This is a genomic window from Stenotrophomonas koreensis (assembly GCF_001431525.1).
GTDB lineage: Bacteria > Pseudomonadota > Gammaproteobacteria > Xanthomonadales > Xanthomonadaceae > Stenotrophomonas > Stenotrophomonas koreensis.
In genome coordinates this window covers 215,864-233,166 of sequence record NZ_LDJH01000013.1, presented here as the reverse complement: position 1 = coordinate 233,166, position 17,303 = coordinate 215,864, and the positions used below count along the sequence as shown (strand labels likewise).

Below are 17,303 nucleotides of genomic sequence, written 5' to 3'. Positions count from 1 at the left end.
GACTCGCCACTCTTTCCCAGGATCCCCTTTACGGAACTGCCATGCGCCTGTTGGTCATCGAAGACAACCGCAACCTGGTCGCCAACCTGTTTGCCTATTTCGAAGCCCGCGGGCATGTGCTGGATGCTGCTCCCGATGGCATCACCGGCCTGCACCTGGCGCTGACCAAGCCCTATGACGTGCTGATCCTGGACTGGATGCTGCCACGCATGGATGGCCCGGAAGTGCTGCGCAAGCTGCGCAATGAAGGCCTCAGCGACCTGCCGGTGATCATGCTCACCGCCCGTGATGAGCTGCCCGACAAGCTGCAGGGCTTCCGCGCCGGTGCCGACGACTACCTGACCAAACCGTTCGACCTGCCGGAACTGGAAGTGCGGCTGGAAAGCCTGCAGGCCCGCGTTGTCGGCCGTGGCCGCAGCCGCGTGCTGAGCGTGGAGGACCTGCGCCTGGACCTGTCCACCCTGGAAGCCACCCGCGCCGGCACCCCGGTGCACCTGTTCCCGGCCGGCAGGAAACTGCTGGAAGTGCTGATGCGTGCCAGCCCGGCCGTAGTCAGCCGGGAGCAGCTGGAGTTCGCCCTCTGGGGCGATGATCCTCCGGATGGCGACATGCTGCGCTCGCATATCTACGAACTGCGCCGGGAAATCGACGGCCCGTTCGCGGTCAAGCTGATCCACACCGTGCCGCGGGCCGGTTACCGACTGGCACGCCTGTCCAGCCCTTCCAACCCCTGATGAAACTGCAAGCACCTCGCAGCCTGCGCCACAGGATCGTACTGTGGCTGCTGGCCTTTGCCGCTGCACTGACCCTGGCGATCATCGCCCAGGGCACGGTGGTGATCGAATATGTCGAACGCAGCGTGTGGAAATCGATGCTCACGGTGGAGCTGGATCATTTCATCCAGCGCAGCCAGCAGGAGCCGGGCTATCACTGGGACGACACCGCCGGGCTGGTCCTGTATGTCGGCGCGGACGATCCAGCACTGCCACCGCCACTGCGCAGACTCGAACCGGGCCTGCATGACGACCTGCGCATCGGCGGCAGCAAGTACGTGGCGCTGGTGCAGGACAATGCCGGTACCCGCTATACCCTGGCCATGGACATTGCGCAGTTCAGCAGCGATGAGTCCATTTTCGAATGGGTGACGGTCATCGCCGCGCTGGTGCTGCTGCTGGCCGTCAGTGTGGCGGCGATGTTCGGGGTCTCCCGGCTGCTGCGCCCGCTGAGCCGTCTGGCGCAGCGCATCAGCGCCGTCCGGCCCGGCCAGGCGGACGGCTTCATCGCGCTGGAGCCCGGCGCAGGCTCCGAGCTGGCGGTGATCGCCGATGCCTTCAATGATTACCTGCAGCGCAACGCCCAGTTCGTCGAGCGCGAGCGCACCTTCATCAACACCGCCAGCCACGAGCTGCGCACCCCGGTGGCGGTGATCAATGGCGCGGCCGAGCTGGCATTGCAGCCAGGCGCCAACCCGGCAACCACCCAGCTGCAGCTGCAGCGCATCCAGCGCAGCGCCCGCGAGATGGAGCAGCTGATCATCCTGCTGCTGGCACTGGCCAAGGACCCGGCCCGTCTGGCCGCTGCCAGCAAGCCCGTGGCACTGGATGCGCTGCTGCCGCAGATCGTCGAGGACCACCAGCACCTGACCGCCGGCAAGTCACTGCAGCTGCACCTGGCGCCAGCACCTGCCTGCCTGATCCATGCCCCGTCGGGCATCGTCCGCGCAGCGGTCGGCAACCTGCTGCGCAATGCGATCGAGAACAGCGACAGCGGCTGCATTGACATCGCGCTGCATGCCGATGGCACCCTGGTCATCCGCGACCCCGGCCATGGCATGAGCCCGGAACAGATCAGCGAGATCTACACCCGGATGGCGCGTGCCGGCGGCGGCAGCGGGGATTCGGGAATCGGCCTGGAGCTGATCTCCCGGCTGTGTGAGCATTTTGGCTGGCAGCTGGACCTGCAGTCCGACCCCGGACGAGGCACCACCGCCACGCTGAAATTCACCAGCCAGCTGTGCCGGCATTGAGCGCAGTGGCCGCGCAGCGGGCAGGCCGATCTGCCACTGACCCTGAAAGAAATTAAAAAACCCCTGAAAACAGGGGCTTTTTCCCGCGCTTGGCGGAGAGAGTGGGATTCGAACCCACGGAAGGTTTGACCCTTCGCCGGTTTTCAAGACCGGTGCCTTAAACCGCTCGGCCATCTCTCCGGATGGATGCAGCTGCACATCAAACGGGGTGGTGATTCTCGCATGAAAAGTACGAAATTTCAGCCTGCATCGACGGTAAGCGAGGCGATCAACGAGTTGGACTGGCGCTTGTCCCTGGCCTGTTCGTACTTGCCACCGCAATCCAGCCGCGAGGACTCCAGCATGCCCGGCAACTGCTCGGCCAGGTAATCGATGAACACCCGTACCGCCGGCAACAGGCCGCGGCGTGAGGCAAACACGGCATGGCAGATGCCCTGCGGCAGGCGCCAGCCGGGCAGGACCACTTCCAGCTCACCACGACGCACCGCATCGGCGCAGACCGTCTCCGGCAGCATGGTGATGCCAAAACCGTCGGTGACCATGGACTGCAGCAGCGGGAAGTCGAACCCGGACAGGCGCGGCTGCAGGTCGACCCGGCGCACCTGCCCTTCCGGGCCATGCAGTTCCCAGCGTTGACGTGCCTCGTCCTCACTGGAACTCAAGGTGACATGCTGTTCCAGTTCTTCCGGGGTCGATGGCCGACCGGCACGGTTCAGATAGGACGGGCTGGCCACCAGCAGCTCCTGCACCTGGCCAAAGCTGCGCATGACCAGCGAGCCATCATCATCCAGCCGCGAACGCACGCGCAAGGCGACATCAACCCCTTCATTGATCAGGTCCACGCGGCGGTTGGTGATGTTGAGCTGCAGGCGCACCTGCGGATGTGCCTGCAGGAACTGCGGCAGGATCTTGGGCAGCTGCATCTGCGCCAATGACACCGGCACACTGACCCGCACCAGGCCGCGAGGCTCGGCACTCAGGCGGTCAACCACCTCGCGCGCCGACTGCGCCTCGGCAAGCATGGCCTGCGCATGCCGATGCACGTTCATGCCGACATCGGTCACCGCAAAGCGGCGGGTCGAGCGTTGCAGCAGGCGGACACCGAGTTCGGTTTCCAGCTGGCTGATACGTCGGCTCAAACGTGATTTGGGGATCCCCAGGGCGCGTTCGGCGGCGGCAAAGCCACCATGGTCAACCACCATGGCGAAGTAGTACAGGTCATTGAGATCGTTCATGGCGGCTGGAATCGGAACAATTGGGGCGATTCAAACAGTTTGAACCGGCAGCTGCAACGAAATGGGGTCGAATCAGTACGCTTTCAAGGCACACCACCTGCTCAACCGCAACAAAAAAGCCCGCACTGCGGGCTTTTCAATACAGGGCGTGATTACGCCAGGACTTCGGCGCCACCCATGTACGGGCGCAGTACCTCGGGCACGGTAATGGAGCCATCGGCGTTCTGGTAATTTTCCAGCACTGCCACCAGCGCACGACCAACGGCCACACCCGAACCATTCAAGGTATGCAGCAGTTCCGGCTTGCCGGCCGCATTGCGGAAACGCGCCTGCATCCGCCGGGCCTGGAAATCACCACAGTTGGAGCAGGAGGAAATTTCCCGGTAGGTCCCCTGTGAGGGCAGCCAGACTTCCAGGTCATAGGTCTTGCGCGCCGAAAAACCCATGTCGCCGGTGCACAGCAGCATCTTGCGGTACGGCAAACCCAGCTTCTCCAGGACCACTTCGGCCGCACGGGTCATCGTTTCATGCTCGCCATCGCTCTGCTCGGGCGTGGCGATGCTGACCAGCTCGACCTTTTCAAACTGGTGCTGACGGATCATGCCGCGGGTATCGCGGCCGGCACTGCCGGCCTCGGAGCGGAAGCACAGCGAGTGCGCGGTCATCCGCAGCGGCAGCCGTGCGCTGTCGACGATCTCATCGCGCACGGTGTTGGTCAGCGCGATTTCCGAGGTGGAGATCAGGTAACGCCTGGCCTCACCCAGCTGGGTGGCAAACATGTCCTCCTCGAACTTGGGCAGCTGGCCGGTACCAAACAGCGCATCGCTGTTGACGATTACCGGGACATTGGTTTCTTCATAGCCATGCACGCCGGTATGCAGGTCCAGCATGAACTGGGCCAGCGCCCGATGCAGCCGTGCCATCTGCCCGCGCAATACGGTGAAGCGGGCGCCAGAGAGCTTGGCCGCGGTCTCGGCATCCAGCCAGCCATGGCGCGCGCCCAGCTCGACATGGTCCTTGACCGCAAAGTCAAAGCTGCGCGGCGTGCCCCAGCGGCTTACTTCGACATTGGCGCCCTCATCCTTGCCCAGCGGTACATCAGCTGCCGGCAGATTGGGAATGGCCAGGGCGATGGCATCGATCTGCTCGCGGATCTGCTCCAGCTGCACTTCGGAGGCCTTGAGCTCGTCGGCAAACGCGGCGACCTCGGCCATGATGACGCTGACATCCTCGCCCTTTGCCTTGGCCTGGCCGATGGCCTTGGAGCGCGAGTTGCGCAGGCTCTGCAGTTCCTGGGTCCGCACCTGGATACGCTTGCGGTCAGCCTCCAGGGATTCCAGCACCGAGACATCCAGCGAGTAACTGCGGGCGCTGAGCAGTTGCTGGGCAAGTTCGGCGGGCTGTTGGCGAAGCAGGACTGGATCAAGCATGGTGCGGTGACCGTTGGGAACAGTGCGCTATTATCGCCGTTCCCGCTGTTTTGTGCTTGACCCGCTGCCCGGCTGCCGCTGCAATGGGCCGGCTTGATTCTCCCTGATGCCCTGCACCATGACCGAAGAACTCCAGCAGCAACCATCGCCCACCTTCTCCATCGTCCTGCCGCGGCGTGCGCGCTGGATCGTGGCCGGGGCATTCCTGCTGGGGCTGCTGTTGTTCCTGATCGGCTGGCTCAGCGGCCGCGACAAGACCTTCTTCCAGGCCGAAGGCCAACCAGCGCCGGCACAGGACATCGCGCTGGCGCCATTGCCTGCACCACTGGCTGCTGGCGGCGCCAGCCAGATGCCGGCACCGGCGGCCAGCACCCCGCAGGAGCGCCCACACCTGGTGGAAGAACCGGTGGCTGCAGAGCCGGCCGCGGTTGCCGAGCCCGCCATCGCCGCGGCTACCGCGGTGCCGCCGGCAGCGGCCAGCACCGCCGAGCCAGGCAGCGACAGCCCGCCACTGCGGATTGCCGAACAGAGCCCGCCGCCGGCATACCCGGCCAGTGCGTTGCGCAAGGGCGAACGCGGCGTGGTCCTGCTCAAGGTCATGGTCGACGCGCAGGGCCGACCGGAGCGGGTGCGGGTGATCCAGCGCAGTGGCTCGCGTGCACTGGACCGGGCCGCCGTGGAGGCCGTGCGGCAATGGCGTTTCCAGCCGGCAGTATCGGCCGGGCAACCGGTAGCCGGCGAAGTCGAAATCCCGATCGAGTTCAGCCCCTGACTGAACCGGACAGAACCGGCATTCGAAGGATTTTTCCTAACTCGGCACTGGTGCACAGTCCTGGCACAGGGCAAGTGGGCACACTGCCCGCCCTGCCCCCGCCGAGACTGCCATGCCTGCCTCATTGCCGCGCTCCTGGAAACTACCGCGCAAACACCGCGGCAGTGCCGGCACCATTGCCCTGGTGCTGCTGATGTTCTTCAGCGCCTTGCTGTGGGTACGCGAACAGGTTCCCGGTCAACCGGCCGTGCGCGTGGTTACCGCTGCACCGCGCTGAGCACCTTTCAAGCGCCGCACTCCAGACCAAAGCCGCAGCCCCGCGCCAGCGCATCAAAGCCCGGGAACGAGGTGGCCACATTGTCCACATCGTGGACCCGTACCGGCCCAGTGGCGAGCTGGCCGGCAATGGCAAACGCCATCGCGATGCGGTGATCCCCGTGCGCCTGGATGCTGCCCGGGCCGATCGGCCCGCCATGGATCGTGGCGCCATCGGCGACCTCGTCCACGCGTACCCCCAGGGCACGCAGGCCGGTGGCCATCGCTGCCAGCCGGTCCGATTCCTTGACCCGCAACTCGGCAGCACCGCTGACCACGGTCTGGCCACGGGCTGCGGCGGCAGCAATGAACAATGCCGGGAACTCATCGATCATGTCCGGCACCAGGGCTTCGGGAATCACCGCACCGTGGAGCGGGGCATGGCGCACCAGCAGATCGGCGACCACTTCGCCCCCCTGCTCGCCGGCATCGAGCTGGACAATATCGGCGCCCATCAGCCGCAGTGCCGCCAACAAGCCGGTACGCCGGGGATTGAGCCCAACCTTCCTGAGCCGCAGCAGTGAGCCGGGAATGATGCTCGCAGCAACGATGAAAAAAGCGGCCGAGGAGAAGTCGGCAGGCACCACCACATCGGTCGCCCGCAGCCGTTGCCCGCCCTGCAGGCTGGCCTTGCCGGGTTCAAAATCGATGGCCACCCCAAACGCGCGCAGCATGCGTTCGGTGTAATCCCGGGTCGGGTGCGGCTCAGTGATCTGGGTCCACCCCTGGGCATACAACCCGGCCAGCAGCAACGCCGACTTCAGCTGCGCGCTGGCAACCGGCAGAGCGTAATCGATGCCCTGCAGGGCTTGCCCGCCATGGATGTGCAATGGCGGCGTGCCGCCGGCGGCGGTATCGATCCGGGCGCCCATCTGTGCCAGCGGCTCGGTCACCCGCCGCATCGGCCGCTTGCTCAACGAGGCATCGCCGACCAGGGTGCTGTCAAAGCGCTGTGCCGCCAGCAGGCCGGCCAGCAGCCGCATGCCGGTGCCGGCATTGCCGCAGTCCAGCGGTTCTGCCGGTGCCTGCAGGCCATCAATGCCAACGCCATGCACGATCCGGCTACTGGCATCCGGGGTTTCGATGCGCACCCCCATCTGCTGGAAGATGCGCGCAGTGGCGCGGGTATCCTCGCCCTCCAGAAAGCCATCAATCCGGCTGCTGCCATCGGCCAGCGCGGCAAACATCACCGCGCGGTGTGAAATCGATTTGTCACCGGGAATGCTCAATTCCCCGTGCAGCGCAGTGCCGGGACGGGCAATCCAGTAAGACTGTGATTGGGACATTGCAAGACCTTGTACGAAAGAGGATCAGCGCCGGCCAGCGCGGCGGCAGGTTCAGGGCACGGCGACCGGATAGGAACCCAGCACCTTGATGTCGGTTGCCTGCGCGGCCAGCTCGGCCAGGGCCGCCTGCATCGCCGGCTCCTGGACATGGCCGGCCAGGTCGATGAAGAAGCCGTACTCCCATTTGGCCTGGTGCGAAGGCCGTGACTCGATCCGGTTCATCGAGATGCCGTGCCGTGCGAACGGGCTGAGCACATCGAACAGCGCACCGGGCTTGTCATGGATGAACACCAGCACCGAGGTGCGGTCATGCCCGGACGGCGGGAAGATCTGCCGGCCGAGCACCAGGAAACGGGTGGTGTTGTCGGCATCGGTCTGGATCGGCCGGGTCACCACCTTTTTCAGCCCGTAGACCTGGGCGGCGCTTTCCCCGCCGATGGAGGCGGCATCATCGCTGGCACGGGCACGGCGCGCGCCCTCGGCATTGCTGGCCACCGGAATTTTCTCTGCCTTGGGCAGGTTGGCACGCAGCCACGCCGCGGTCTGGGCAAAGGATTGCGGATGGGAATAGATGCGCTCGATATCCTCGATCCGGCCCGAGCGCGACAGCAGGTATTGATTGACCCGCAGCTCGACCTCACCACAGATCTTCAGGTTCGAGGTCAGGAACATGTCCAGGGTGACCTGGATCGTGCCCTGGCCGGAATTTTCCACCGGCACCACGCCGAAATCGGCGTTGCCGGCCTCGACCTCGGCAAACACCTCCTCGATGCTGGCCATCGGCAGGCCAATGGCCGAGCGGCCGAAATGCTTCAGGGTTGCCTGCTGGCTGAAGGTGCCTTCCGGGCCGAGGTAACCGATCTTCAGCGGTTCCTGCTGGGCCAGACAGGCCGACATGATCTCGCGGTACACGTGTACCAGCAGCTCGTCGGACAGCGGCCCCTCGTTGCGGTCAACCACCATCCGCAGCACCTGTGCCTCACGTTCCGGACGGTAGTAATCCACCGCCTGGGCCAGCTTGCCCTTGGCCTTGCCGACCTGGTGGGCCATGCGTGCGCGCTCGGCGATCAGTGCCTGGATGTCGCGATCGATCTGGTCGATGCGCGAACGCACATCAGCCAGTTGCGGCGCGGCGGCGCCGGTTGCCTGCGTGCCAGCCTTGCTGGTGCTGGCCTTGTCTTTTGCTGCCATGTGGTCAGTTCTTCGTTCAGGCGGCCCGCAGCCGCTGTCATCCGGGAACGGCGGTCAGCCGTTGCGCTGCTGGAAATCAGCCATGAAGGCGGCCAGGGCGTGGGCGCCAGCCAGTGGCATCGCGTTGTAGAGCGAGGCACGGATCCCGCCGACCGCCTGGTGCCCCTTCAGCGCCAGCAGCCCAGCCTGGCTGGCCTGGCTGACAAAGCGCGCAGTGAGGGTATCGTCGGGCAGGAAGAACGGGATATTCATCTTCGAGCGCGCAGCCGGCACGACATCATTGCGGTAGAAGCCACCGGAGCCGTCAATGGCGGCGTATACGGCAGCGGATTTTTCGGCATTGAGCCGGGCAAAATGCTCCACCCCGCCCTGCTCGAGCATCCAGCGCACGGTCAACCCGAGCAGGTACCAGTTCCAGGTGGGAGGCGTGTTGAGCATGGAATCGCGTGCGGCCACTGCCCGGTAATTGAAGATCTCCGCACGCGGCTGCCCGCTACGTTCAAGCAGCTCGCGGCGGACGATCACCACGCTGATGCCGACCGGTCCAAGATTTTTCTGGGCGCCGGCATAGATCAACCCATACTTGGCCACCTCCAGCGGTGCCGAGGCAATGGAGGAGGAAAAATCGGCGAACAGCGGTACCTTTCCGGTATCCGGCGCCCCGTCAAACTGCACGCCGTGGATGGTTTCGTTGTCGGTGATGTGCACATAGGCCGCATCGGCACCCAACTGCCAGCTGTCCCGCGGCGGAATCCGGGTAAACCCGCTGTCTTCACTGCTGGCGGCGATGCTGACCTGGGCACAGGGGCTGGCCTGCTTGACCGCGGTTTTCCCCCAGTGTCCGGTCAGCACATAGTCCACGCGCTGCTGGGGAGCAGCAAAATTCAGTGGCAGCAGGGCCTGGATGGCTGTCGCGCCGCCTGCGGTGAACAGCACCGCATAATCTTCCGGGATGCTCAGCAAACGCCGCAGGTCCGCTTCGGCCTGCTGGGCAACGGCAATGAATTCCGGTCCGCGGTGGCTCATCTCCACGATCGAGGCACCGGCACCGTCAAACTCCAGCATCTGTTCCTGGGCTTGACGCAGAACCACTTCCGGCAATGTTGCAGGGCCGGCACTGAAATTGAACGCGCGCGACATGGGACACCAAAGCTGTGGGGACTCCCAGTATGCCCCAGCGGCTAAGGCTTTGGTGCGGCTATGAAAAGTTGCATTTGAATCGATCTGAATGGGCAGGCGGGAGCCGCCATCAGCGCGGCCCGAACAGCAGCAATGCGGTCAATCCCGCGGCAAGGGCCAACGCGGCCAGCAGCAGCCATGAGCTGGTAAAGCCGGAGCCTACCGCTGGTGTGGATGCCGCCGTCGTGGTCGCCGCCGTGTGCGGCGGCTCGGCCGCCTGGACCAGCGGACGCAGTGCCTGAGCCGCCTCCACAACCAGCCGGACGCCTTGTGGCAGTACGACCTGGTCACCCGGCAACAACGCCGCCTGCAGGCACGTCTGGCCATTGACCAGCAACGGCTCGCCACCGGGCAGCACCTGCAGATCGATCGTTCCCGCATGCGGCTGGATACGCACGAACAGGGCCGGCAGCGATTTGTCTTCCAGCACGATATCGGCCTGGGCACTGCTGCCCATCACCCAGTTGCGGTCCAGTGCAAACGCACGCCCGTGCAGATGACCGCCGTAACCACGCAGCAGTGCCGGTGCGCCGGCGTGAGACGAGGCATCGGGATGGCGGCCAAGGATATGGATATCCTGGCCATCGATATTGATCTGGTCGCCACTGCGCACAATGGCCATGCGCCGCACCGGGCGACCATTGACATGCACCTGTGCACCATCATGGCTGACCTGCAGCCACAAACCGCGGCCATCCAGGCAGAACCGCGCCAGCAGCAGCATGCCCACCGCGCTGACCCCGGCCAGAATCTGCCCGGAGGCATGCCTCACCACCGGACACAGGCCATCGCTCAAGGGCACGTCGGCAGCAGGACGGTTGGGGAAATGAAGACGGAGCATGGTTGCCGGCAGCGTATCAGGTGTATGCAGTCTATTACAGGCGTTTTACTTGCCATCAGCCAATTCGCGGCGAAAATAACCGCCACAAATTCTGATTGGCTGATTCCCTCGATGATCGATATTTCCCATCCCCACCGTCTGGATGCCGCGGCCGCGCGTGCCGTCGTACAGACCATTGCCGACAAACTGGCTGAGCGCTTTGAAATGGGCAACTGCTGGGAAGGCGAGGCACTGGTTTTCTCGCGCGCTGGCGTGGAGGGTCGGATCAGCCTGCTGCCCGGCCAGGTACGGGTAACCGCGCAACTGGGCTTCCCGTATTCGATGATGCAATCAATGGTGGAAGAAGAAATCCAGCGCGTGCTTGCACAGCGCCTGGGCTGATACCTTCATCACGCCCGGGCAACATCGGCTCTGGATAGTGTTGCCGTGTTTTTCATGCGCTACAGGAGGTACCTATGACCAACTCAACACACACCCCGCCCCCCGGCCAGGAACAGGACACCCCGGGCGCCGACCGGTTCACCCAACGTCTTGGCGAGTCGGCCCATCAGGTCTGGCTGGCCGGCCTGGGGGCCTTCAACCGCGCGCAGGTGGAAGGCAGTCGTTTTTTCGACAGCCTGGTGCGTGATGGCGAAGCTTACGAGCAACGCAGCAAGGCAGAAACAGGTGGCGCAGCGGGCATGCATGACAGCATCGCTGCCAGCCTGGGACAGGCGCGCGAGCGTACCGCGCGGACCTGGGACAAGGTGGAGCAGGCGTTCGACGAGCAGGTACAGGGCGTGCTGCGCCGGCTCAATGTACCGGCCGCGGCCGATGTCAGCCATCTGCAGGAGGAAATCAATGCACTGCGGCTGAAAATCACCCAGCTCGAGGCGCGCCTGCACGCCCAGCAGGCGGCACACAAGCCAACAGGGAACTGATCCGGCCATTTGTTGCAAAGCAACATCCGATCATTGACAATGGCAACACCGCCACGCAGTACCTTGCGCCATAGCTCCCCTCCCCTCATGGCGCAGGAGTGGCGGTTTTTTGTGGGCCAACACCCGGCATACAGCCACTGCGGGCTAGAATCACGCGTTCACCAAGCTGCTGCCGGAACCTTTCTACATGCTTTCCTGGCTTATTGCCCTTGTCCTGGCCATTGGCTGTTTTGCCTTGATCACGGCATGGCTCTGGCTGCCCGCCCGCAGCCGTATCGAACGCGAGCGTGGCCTGGCCGACCTTGCCGATATGCACTGGCGCGATTTCGTCCACATCATCCGCCGCGCACTGATCGAAAAGCGCGGCCTGTCTGACATTGCAACCAATGAACAGTCGCCAGGCGAGCACAGTGCGGATTGGTTGATGCTGGAAAATGGCCAACCCTGCCTGATTTCCTGCAAGCACGGCCTGTCCTACCGGATCGGCGAAGCAGCGGTGATCGAACTGGGCACCAAGATCCGGCTCGCCGGTGCCAGCAGCGGGCTGCTGGTGACCCAGGGCAGTGTTGCGCGCGAAGGGCGTGAACTGGCTACCCGCCATCGCATCGACATCATCGACGGCCCCCAGCTGTGGCCCCTGGTCCGGCCTTATGTCCCCAGCGAACTGGAAAATGCAGCCGCCGACCATGCAAAACGGGCGTCAATCCGGCGCACCGGCATCGCCGCGCTCGGCTGCCTCACCCTGGGCCTGGTGATTGGGCTGGGCCTGCTGGGCCACAGCGAACAACCGCCCAGCCGTTCGCCACAGGTCGCCGTCAACAGCCAGCCTGCCAGCCCTGCGCAGCCCCGCCTCGCTACCGGGCCTGCGGCGGGCGACGCGCAGCAGGAGGCGCCAGACAAGACCGCCGCGCAGCAGCATTCCCCCCCCTCACTGGTGGATGGAATTGACACCAGCGTGGAAGACCCCGGGCCGGAACTGTTGCGCCGTTATCAGCAACAGGTATCGCGCCTGCTTGCCGGCACCGAAGGCCTGCATTCGGCGATCTGGATGACCCAGACCACGCTGATCGTGGATCGCGCGGTGGATGAGGTGCAGGCCATGGCGCTGATCTGCCCGGTGCTCAAGCGCTACCCGTCCCTGCGCACGGTACGCGTCCAGCTCAATCCGCGCATCGGGGTCCAGGAGCCGGTGCGCTGGCGCCAGTGCAGCACGATCTGAGCCCCACCTGCCGGATCAAAAAAGCCGCGATTGATCGCGGCTTTTCATTTCAGCGTCCACCCGCGGTAAAGCGGGCGACCAGTTCATGCTGGTCAGACAGGAAGATCTGCCGCGCCCAGGTGATCGGCGCCTCGCCGCGCCAGGTGCGGCGCTCAATGACCAGGCAGGCCGTTCCCGGCTCGCACTGCATCAAGGCCGCATCAGCGGCACTGACCGCCACCGCGCTGATGCGGTACTCACCGCGCGTCCAGGAAATTTCATTGAGCAGCCAGGTGCCGGGCGGCACCCGCGAAAAGTCGGTTTCAAGTACCTGTGGGATCGAGGTGGCATTGAGCAGGCGGTGTTCGAGCCCGACGATGCGGTCATCGGCCAGATGCAGGCCTTCGATGGCAACGATCTGGCCACCACCGGCAAGCAGGGATTCACTGTAGTTTTCCCGGTCGGCCATGCGCACCGTCTGCTGCAGCAAGCGATAGGCATAGCGGCGTTGGCGGCTGCTCAGGGCCAGGCCGATGTCCGGAATCTCCAGGGTAACGAACTCCTGCTCCGGTGAACGCCTGGCGACAAACGAACCGGCGCGCCGGCGACGTTCAATCAGTCCGTTCTCGGCCAGCGTGGTCAGCACCTTGTTGACCGTCATCCGTGAGCAGTCGTACTGCTGCATCAGTTCGTGCTCGAACGGAATGCGGTGACCCGGCGGCCATTCGCCGCTCAGGATGCGCTCCTCGATATCACTGCGGATACGCTGATTCAGGGTGGCGGACTTGGATGCAGTCACGTCGGATTCCTTGTGGGTGACACGATGATGGTCAATGTATATACATCAAGCCACCGGTGATGCCTGTAGCGCGATCGGCCCTGTAGCCGAAACAAAAACAACAGCGCCGGCGACAAGGCCGGCGCTGCCGTATCCGATCCCCTTGGCCGGGATTACTCCGCGGCCGGATCCAGCGCTGGCGCGGTGGCGGGCTCGGCGGCGGTGAGGGTGGTTTCGGCGCCGTCCGGCACGCCATCCTCGCTATCCTCTTCCACCAGCGCGCCATCGATGCGCTCGACGGCCTGCAGCTTCTCACCCTTGGACAGACGGATCAGGGTCACGCCCTGGGTATTGCGTCCAACGCGGGAAATTTCCTGGGCGCGGGTGCGCACCAGGGTGCCGCCATCGGAAATCAACAGCACCTCGTCGGCTTCCTCCAGCAGCACCGCACTGACCAGGCGGCCATTGCGTTCGCTGGTCTGGATGCCGATCACGCCCTGGGTACCACGACCCTTGCGCGGGTAGTCAGCCAGCGGGGTGCGCTTGCCGTAACCGTTTTCGGTCGCGGTGAGGATGTACGGGCCATTGGCATCGCCCAGCTCGCCATCGCCGCTGTCCACGGCCGCGTCTTCGGCCAGCTCCAGCTCCTCGCCCTCGGTTTCCGGGCCGCCGGCGCTTTCGGCCACGATCAGGCTGACCACGTCCTCACCGGCAGCGAGCTTGATCCCGCGCACGCCGGTGGCGGTGCGGCCCATCGAACGCACCGCTGCCTCGCTGAAGCGCACGGTCTTGCCGTTGGAGGCGAACATCACGATGTCACGCTGGCCATCGGTGAGGCCGACGCCGACCAGCGCATCGCCTTCGTCCAGGTTGATCGCAATCTTGCCGCGGGCCAGACGGAAGGCGAACTCGGACAACGGGGTCTTCTTGACCGTGCCGTTGCGGGTGGCAAAGAAGACGAACTTGTCCTCGGCGTAGTCGCGTACCGGCAGCACCGCCTGCACCCGCTCGCCCGGCTCCAGCCCGATCCAGTTGATGATCGGGCGGCCACGGGCATTGGAGCCGGCCTCGGGCAGCTGGTAGACCGACAGCCAGAACACGCGGCCGGAACTGGTGAAGGTAAGCAGGGTGTCGTGGGTGTTGACCAGCCACAACTGCTCGATGAAGTCCTCTTCCTTGGTTGCCGCCGCACTGCGGCCACGGCCGCCACGCTTCTGCGCGCGGTAGGCAGAGACCGGCTGGCGCTTGACGTAACCGGAATTGGACAGCGTGACCACGACCTCTTCCGGCGCGATCAGGTCCAGGATGTCGAGATCTTCCTCGCTGTGGCGGATCTCGGTACGGCGCTCGTCGCCGTACTCGGCCTTGACCGCCAGCAGCTCGTCGCGGATCACCCGCAGCAGCACGGCCGGGTCTTCCAGGATCTCGATCAGCCCGGCGATGACCAGCAGCAGCTGGCGGTATTCCTCGGTCAGCTTGTCCTGCTCCAGCCCGGTCAGGCGGTGCAGGCGCATTTCCAGAATCTGGTTGGCCTGGATCTCGGTCAGCTGGTAGCGGCCATCGATCAGGCCAACGCCCTTGGGCAGGTCATCCGGGCGCGAGGCCTCGGCGCCGGCACCGGCCAGCAGCGCGCCGACCAGGCCCGGGTCCCAGGTCCGTGCCAGCATGCGCTCGCGCGCTTCGGCCGGGTTCGGCGAGGTCTTGATCAGCTCGATCATCTCGTCGATGTTGGCCAGCGCCACGGTCAGGCCTTCGAGCACATGCGCGCGTGCGCGTGCCTTGCGCAGCTCGAAAATGGTGCGACGGGTGACCACCTCGCGGCGGTGGCGGACGAAGGCCTCCAGCATCTGCTTGAGGTTCATCAGCTGCGGCCGGCCGTCGACCAGGGCGACCATGTTGATGCCGAACACCGACTCCATCTGGGTCTGCTTGTACAGGTTGTTGAGCACAACCTCGGCCGACTCGCCCTTCTTCATCTCGATATAGATGCGCATGCCGTCCTTGTCGGACTCATCGCGCAGCTCGGAGATGCCTTCGATCTTCTTTTCCTTGACCAGCTCGGCGATCTTCTCGATCAACCGCGCCTTGTTCACCTGGTACGGGATCTCGGTAACGATGATCGATTCGCGGCCGTTGGCCGCCACCTCGATCTCCGCGCGTGCACGCATGCGCACGCGGCCACGGCCGGTGCGGTAACCGGCAACAATGCCGGCGGTGCCGTTGACGATGCCGGCGGTCGGGAAATCCGGACCGGGAATGTATTCCATCAGGCCGTCGACATCGATCTGCGGGTTGTCGATCAGCGCCACACAGGCATTGATCGACTCGGTCAGGTTGTGCGGCGGAATGTTGGTGGCCATGCCCACCGCAATACCGGCCGAACCATTGACCAGCAGGTTCGGGAACCGGGTCGGCATGACCGTCGGCTCCAGTTCCTTTTCATCGTAGTTGGGCTGGAAATCGACCGTTTCCTTGTCGATGTCGGCCATCAGCTCATGCGCCAGGCGCGACATGCGCGCCTCGGTGTAACGCATCGCCGCCGCGCTGTCGCCATCGATCGAGCCGAAGTTACCCTGGCCATCGACCAGCATGTAACGCAGCGAAAACGGCTGGGCCATACGCACCAGGGTGTCGTAGACCGAAGCATCGCCGTGCGGATGGTACTTACCGATCACGTCACCGACGATACGCGCCGACTTGAAGTAGGGCTTGTTGCTGTGCGCGCCCAGTTCGCTCATCGCGAACATCACGCGGCGATGGACCGGCTTGAGGCCATCGCGAGCATCGGGGAGTGCGCGGCCCACGATCACGCTCATGGCGTAATCGAGGTAGCTCTTGCGCATCTCGTCTTCCAGATTGACCTGGATGATTTCCTTGGCGGTGTCTGCCATTGAGGTTCCGTAATCAGGAGGCGACCGAGCCGGTTCCACCCTGCCCGGCAGCAGGTGCAGGCGCAGGTAAACCAGCTAGCTCTAACCTGTCGATTCTACCACAGGCGCCCCCTTCCCTGCCCGCTGCCAGACCCCCGTGGACAACGCTCAGGCCGCTGGGCCGGCGGCACCGAAGGCGGCGGCCATGGCCTGTGCATCGGGGTGCTCGATCACCCCGCGTTCGGTGACGATGGCATCGATCAACCCGGCCGGGGTGACATCGAACACCGGGTTCCACGCCGCAATGCCCTCGGCCACGGTACGCACCCCGCCGACGCCGTACAGCTCGCCCGGATCACGCTGCTCGATCTCGATCAGCGCGCCATCGGCGGTGGACATGTCCACGGTCGAAGACGGCGCCACCACCATGAACTTGACCCCGTGGTAACGGGCGGCGATCGCCAGCTGGTAGGTACCGATCTTGTTGGCGGTATCGCCGTTGGCGCAGATGCGGTCGGCACCGACGATGACCCATTGCACGGCACCGGTCTTCATCAGGTGGGCGGCGGCCGAATCGGCGATCAGGGTCGGGTTGATGCCATCCTGGGCCAGTTCCCATACGGTCAGGCGGGCACCCTGCAGCCACGGCCGGGTTTCGCCGGCAAACACCTTGTCGATGCGCCCGGTGGCCACGCCGGCACGGATCACCCCGAGTGCGGTACCGAAGCCGGCGGTGGCCAGCGAGCCGGTATTGCAATGGGTCAACACGCCACTGCCCGGGGCGATCAGGCCCGCGCCGAGCGCCCCCATGCGGTGGTTGGCTGCCAGATCCTCGCGCGCGATGGCCGCCGCTTCGGCCTCGAGCACGGCACGCCAGTCGGCACCGGCGCCCGCCACTGCCGAGCGCATCCGGGCCAGCGCCCAGGCCAGGTTCACGGCGGTGGGACGAGCGGCATTGAGCTGCGCCATTGCCGGCTCCAGCGCCAGCAGTGCGGCAGCGCCATCGGCTGCCTGCACGCTGCGCGCGGCCAGCACCACGCCCCAGGCGGCGGCGATGCCGATGGCCGGTGCACCGCGCACGGTCAGGGCATGGATGGCTTCAGCGACCTGGTCACTGTTCTGGCACGGCACCTGCTCGACCACAAACGGCAGCTTGCGTTGATCCAGCAACTGCAGGGCCTGCCCGGTCCACTGGATCGGGCGGATACGGTCGTAACGGGAGAAGTCGAAATCAGCAGGAATGGTCATCAGCGGCAGGTCAT

Annotated in this window: 16 protein-coding genes and 1 tRNA gene; 7 read left to right on the top strand and 10 right to left on the bottom strand. The window is 65.0% G+C overall.

Translation table 11 applies throughout. The features are described from left to right. Positions 1 to 41: 41 nt before the first annotated feature. Both ABB25_RS09145 and ABB25_RS09140 read left to right on the top strand, forming a co-directional pair. Entirely contained in the window at positions 42 to 734 is a 693-nt protein-coding gene (locus tag ABB25_RS09145) for a response regulator transcription factor (protein WP_057666073.1), read from the top strand. Beyond that, positions 734 to 2,026: a sensor histidine kinase gene (locus tag ABB25_RS09140; protein ID WP_057666072.1), complete on the top strand. Its 1,293-nt coding sequence runs from the start codon at positions 734 to 736 to the stop codon at positions 2,024 to 2,026. Before ABB25_RS09145 ends, ABB25_RS09140 begins: the two co-directional genes overlap by 1 nt. A gap of 90 nt (positions 2,027 to 2,116) precedes the next feature. On the opposite strand, the gene ABB25_RS09135 is transcribed toward ABB25_RS09140, so the two are convergent. The 3 genes from ABB25_RS09135 to serS all read right to left on the bottom strand — a co-directional run bounded on the left by ABB25_RS09135 (position 2,117) and on the right by serS (position 4,691). Beyond that, positions 2,117 to 2,206 (bottom strand) — tRNA-Ser (locus tag ABB25_RS09135). A gap of 59 nt (positions 2,207 to 2,265) precedes the next feature. After that, entirely contained in the window at positions 2,266 to 3,261 is a 996-nt protein-coding gene (locus tag ABB25_RS09130; protein WP_057666070.1) for a LysR family transcriptional regulator, read from the bottom strand. Positions 3,262 to 3,413: 152 nt separating this feature from the next. Further along, positions 3,414 to 4,691, bottom strand: a complete 1,278-nt coding sequence (gene serS, locus ABB25_RS09125; RefSeq protein ID WP_057666069.1) for a serine--tRNA ligase — start codon at positions 4,689 to 4,691, stop codon at positions 3,414 to 3,416. 118 nt (positions 4,692 to 4,809) lie between these two features. On the opposite strand from serS, the gene ABB25_RS09120 reads away from it, so the two are divergent. Continuing rightward, positions 4,810 to 5,463 carry an energy transducer TonB gene (locus ABB25_RS09120; protein ID WP_057666067.1) on the top strand — a complete coding sequence of 218 codons (654 nt, stop codon included), beginning with the start codon at positions 4,810 to 4,812 and terminating at the stop codon, positions 5,461 to 5,463. Between the two features lie 112 nt (positions 5,464 to 5,575). Continuing rightward, positions 5,576 to 5,740 carry a hypothetical protein gene (locus tag ABB25_RS14760; protein ID WP_160319425.1) on the top strand — a complete coding sequence of 55 codons (165 nt, stop codon included), beginning with the start codon at positions 5,576 to 5,578 and terminating at the stop codon, positions 5,738 to 5,740. A 7-nt stretch (positions 5,741 to 5,747) separates the two neighbouring features. On the opposite strand, the gene aroA is transcribed toward ABB25_RS14760, so the two are convergent. From aroA to ABB25_RS09100, 4 genes are all read right to left on the bottom strand, one after another. Further along, positions 5,748 to 7,064 (bottom strand): 3-phosphoshikimate 1-carboxyvinyltransferase, encoded by a 1,317-nt coding sequence (gene aroA, locus ABB25_RS09115; RefSeq protein WP_057666065.1) that lies wholly within the window; start codon positions 7,062 to 7,064, stop codon positions 5,748 to 5,750. 51 nt (positions 7,065 to 7,115) lie between these two features. Next, positions 7,116 to 8,255: a prephenate dehydratase gene (gene pheA / locus ABB25_RS09110; protein WP_057666064.1), complete on the bottom strand. Its 1,140-nt coding sequence runs from the start codon at positions 8,253 to 8,255 to the stop codon at positions 7,116 to 7,118. Positions 8,256 to 8,309: 54 nt separating this feature from the next. Further along, positions 8,310 to 9,395, bottom strand: coding sequence for a 3-phosphoserine/phosphohydroxythreonine transaminase (gene serC, locus ABB25_RS09105; RefSeq protein WP_057666062.1), 1,086 nt, complete (start codon positions 9,393 to 9,395; stop codon positions 8,310 to 8,312). 109 nt (positions 9,396 to 9,504) lie between these two features. After that, a complete protein-coding gene (locus tag ABB25_RS09100; RefSeq protein ID WP_152981135.1) occupies positions 9,505 to 10,275 on the bottom strand; it encodes an FHA domain-containing protein in 771 nt (256 codons plus the stop codon). Between the two features lie 111 nt (positions 10,276 to 10,386). On the opposite strand from ABB25_RS09100, the gene ABB25_RS09095 reads away from it, so the two are divergent. The 3 genes from ABB25_RS09095 (at position 10,387) to ABB25_RS09085 (ending at position 12,414) form a co-directional block, all read left to right on the top strand. Continuing rightward, positions 10,387 to 10,656 carry a polyhydroxyalkanoic acid system family protein gene (locus tag ABB25_RS09095; RefSeq protein WP_057666059.1) on the top strand — a complete coding sequence of 90 codons (270 nt, stop codon included), beginning with the start codon at positions 10,387 to 10,389 and terminating at the stop codon, positions 10,654 to 10,656. Between the two features lie 74 nt (positions 10,657 to 10,730). Next, the gene (locus tag ABB25_RS09090) at positions 10,731 to 11,195 is read left to right on the top strand and encodes a phasin family protein (RefSeq protein ID WP_057666057.1); all 465 of its coding nucleotides are present in this window, start codon (positions 10,731 to 10,733) and stop codon (positions 11,193 to 11,195) included. A gap of 187 nt (positions 11,196 to 11,382) precedes the next feature. Further along, positions 11,383 to 12,414 carry a restriction endonuclease gene (locus ABB25_RS09085; RefSeq protein ID WP_057666054.1) on the top strand — a complete coding sequence of 344 codons (1,032 nt, stop codon included), beginning with the start codon at positions 11,383 to 11,385 and terminating at the stop codon, positions 12,412 to 12,414. 49 nt (positions 12,415 to 12,463) lie between these two features. Here ABB25_RS09085 and ABB25_RS09080 read toward each other — a convergent pair whose 3' ends face one another. From ABB25_RS09080 to mtnA, 3 genes are all read right to left on the bottom strand, one after another. Beyond that, positions 12,464 to 13,192, bottom strand: coding sequence for a histidine utilization transcriptional repressor HutC (locus tag ABB25_RS09080; RefSeq protein ID WP_057666053.1), 729 nt, complete (start codon positions 13,190 to 13,192; stop codon positions 12,464 to 12,466). Positions 13,193 to 13,344: 152 nt separating this feature from the next. Next, positions 13,345 to 16,062 carry a DNA gyrase subunit A gene (gene gyrA, locus ABB25_RS09075; protein ID WP_057666051.1) on the bottom strand — a complete coding sequence of 906 codons (2,718 nt, stop codon included), beginning with the start codon at positions 16,060 to 16,062 and terminating at the stop codon, positions 13,345 to 13,347. Between the two features lie 147 nt (positions 16,063 to 16,209). Continuing rightward, positions 16,210 to 17,289: an S-methyl-5-thioribose-1-phosphate isomerase gene (gene mtnA / locus ABB25_RS09070; RefSeq protein WP_057666050.1), complete on the bottom strand. Its 1,080-nt coding sequence runs from the start codon at positions 17,287 to 17,289 to the stop codon at positions 16,210 to 16,212. Positions 17,290 to 17,303: the final 14 nt, after the last annotated feature.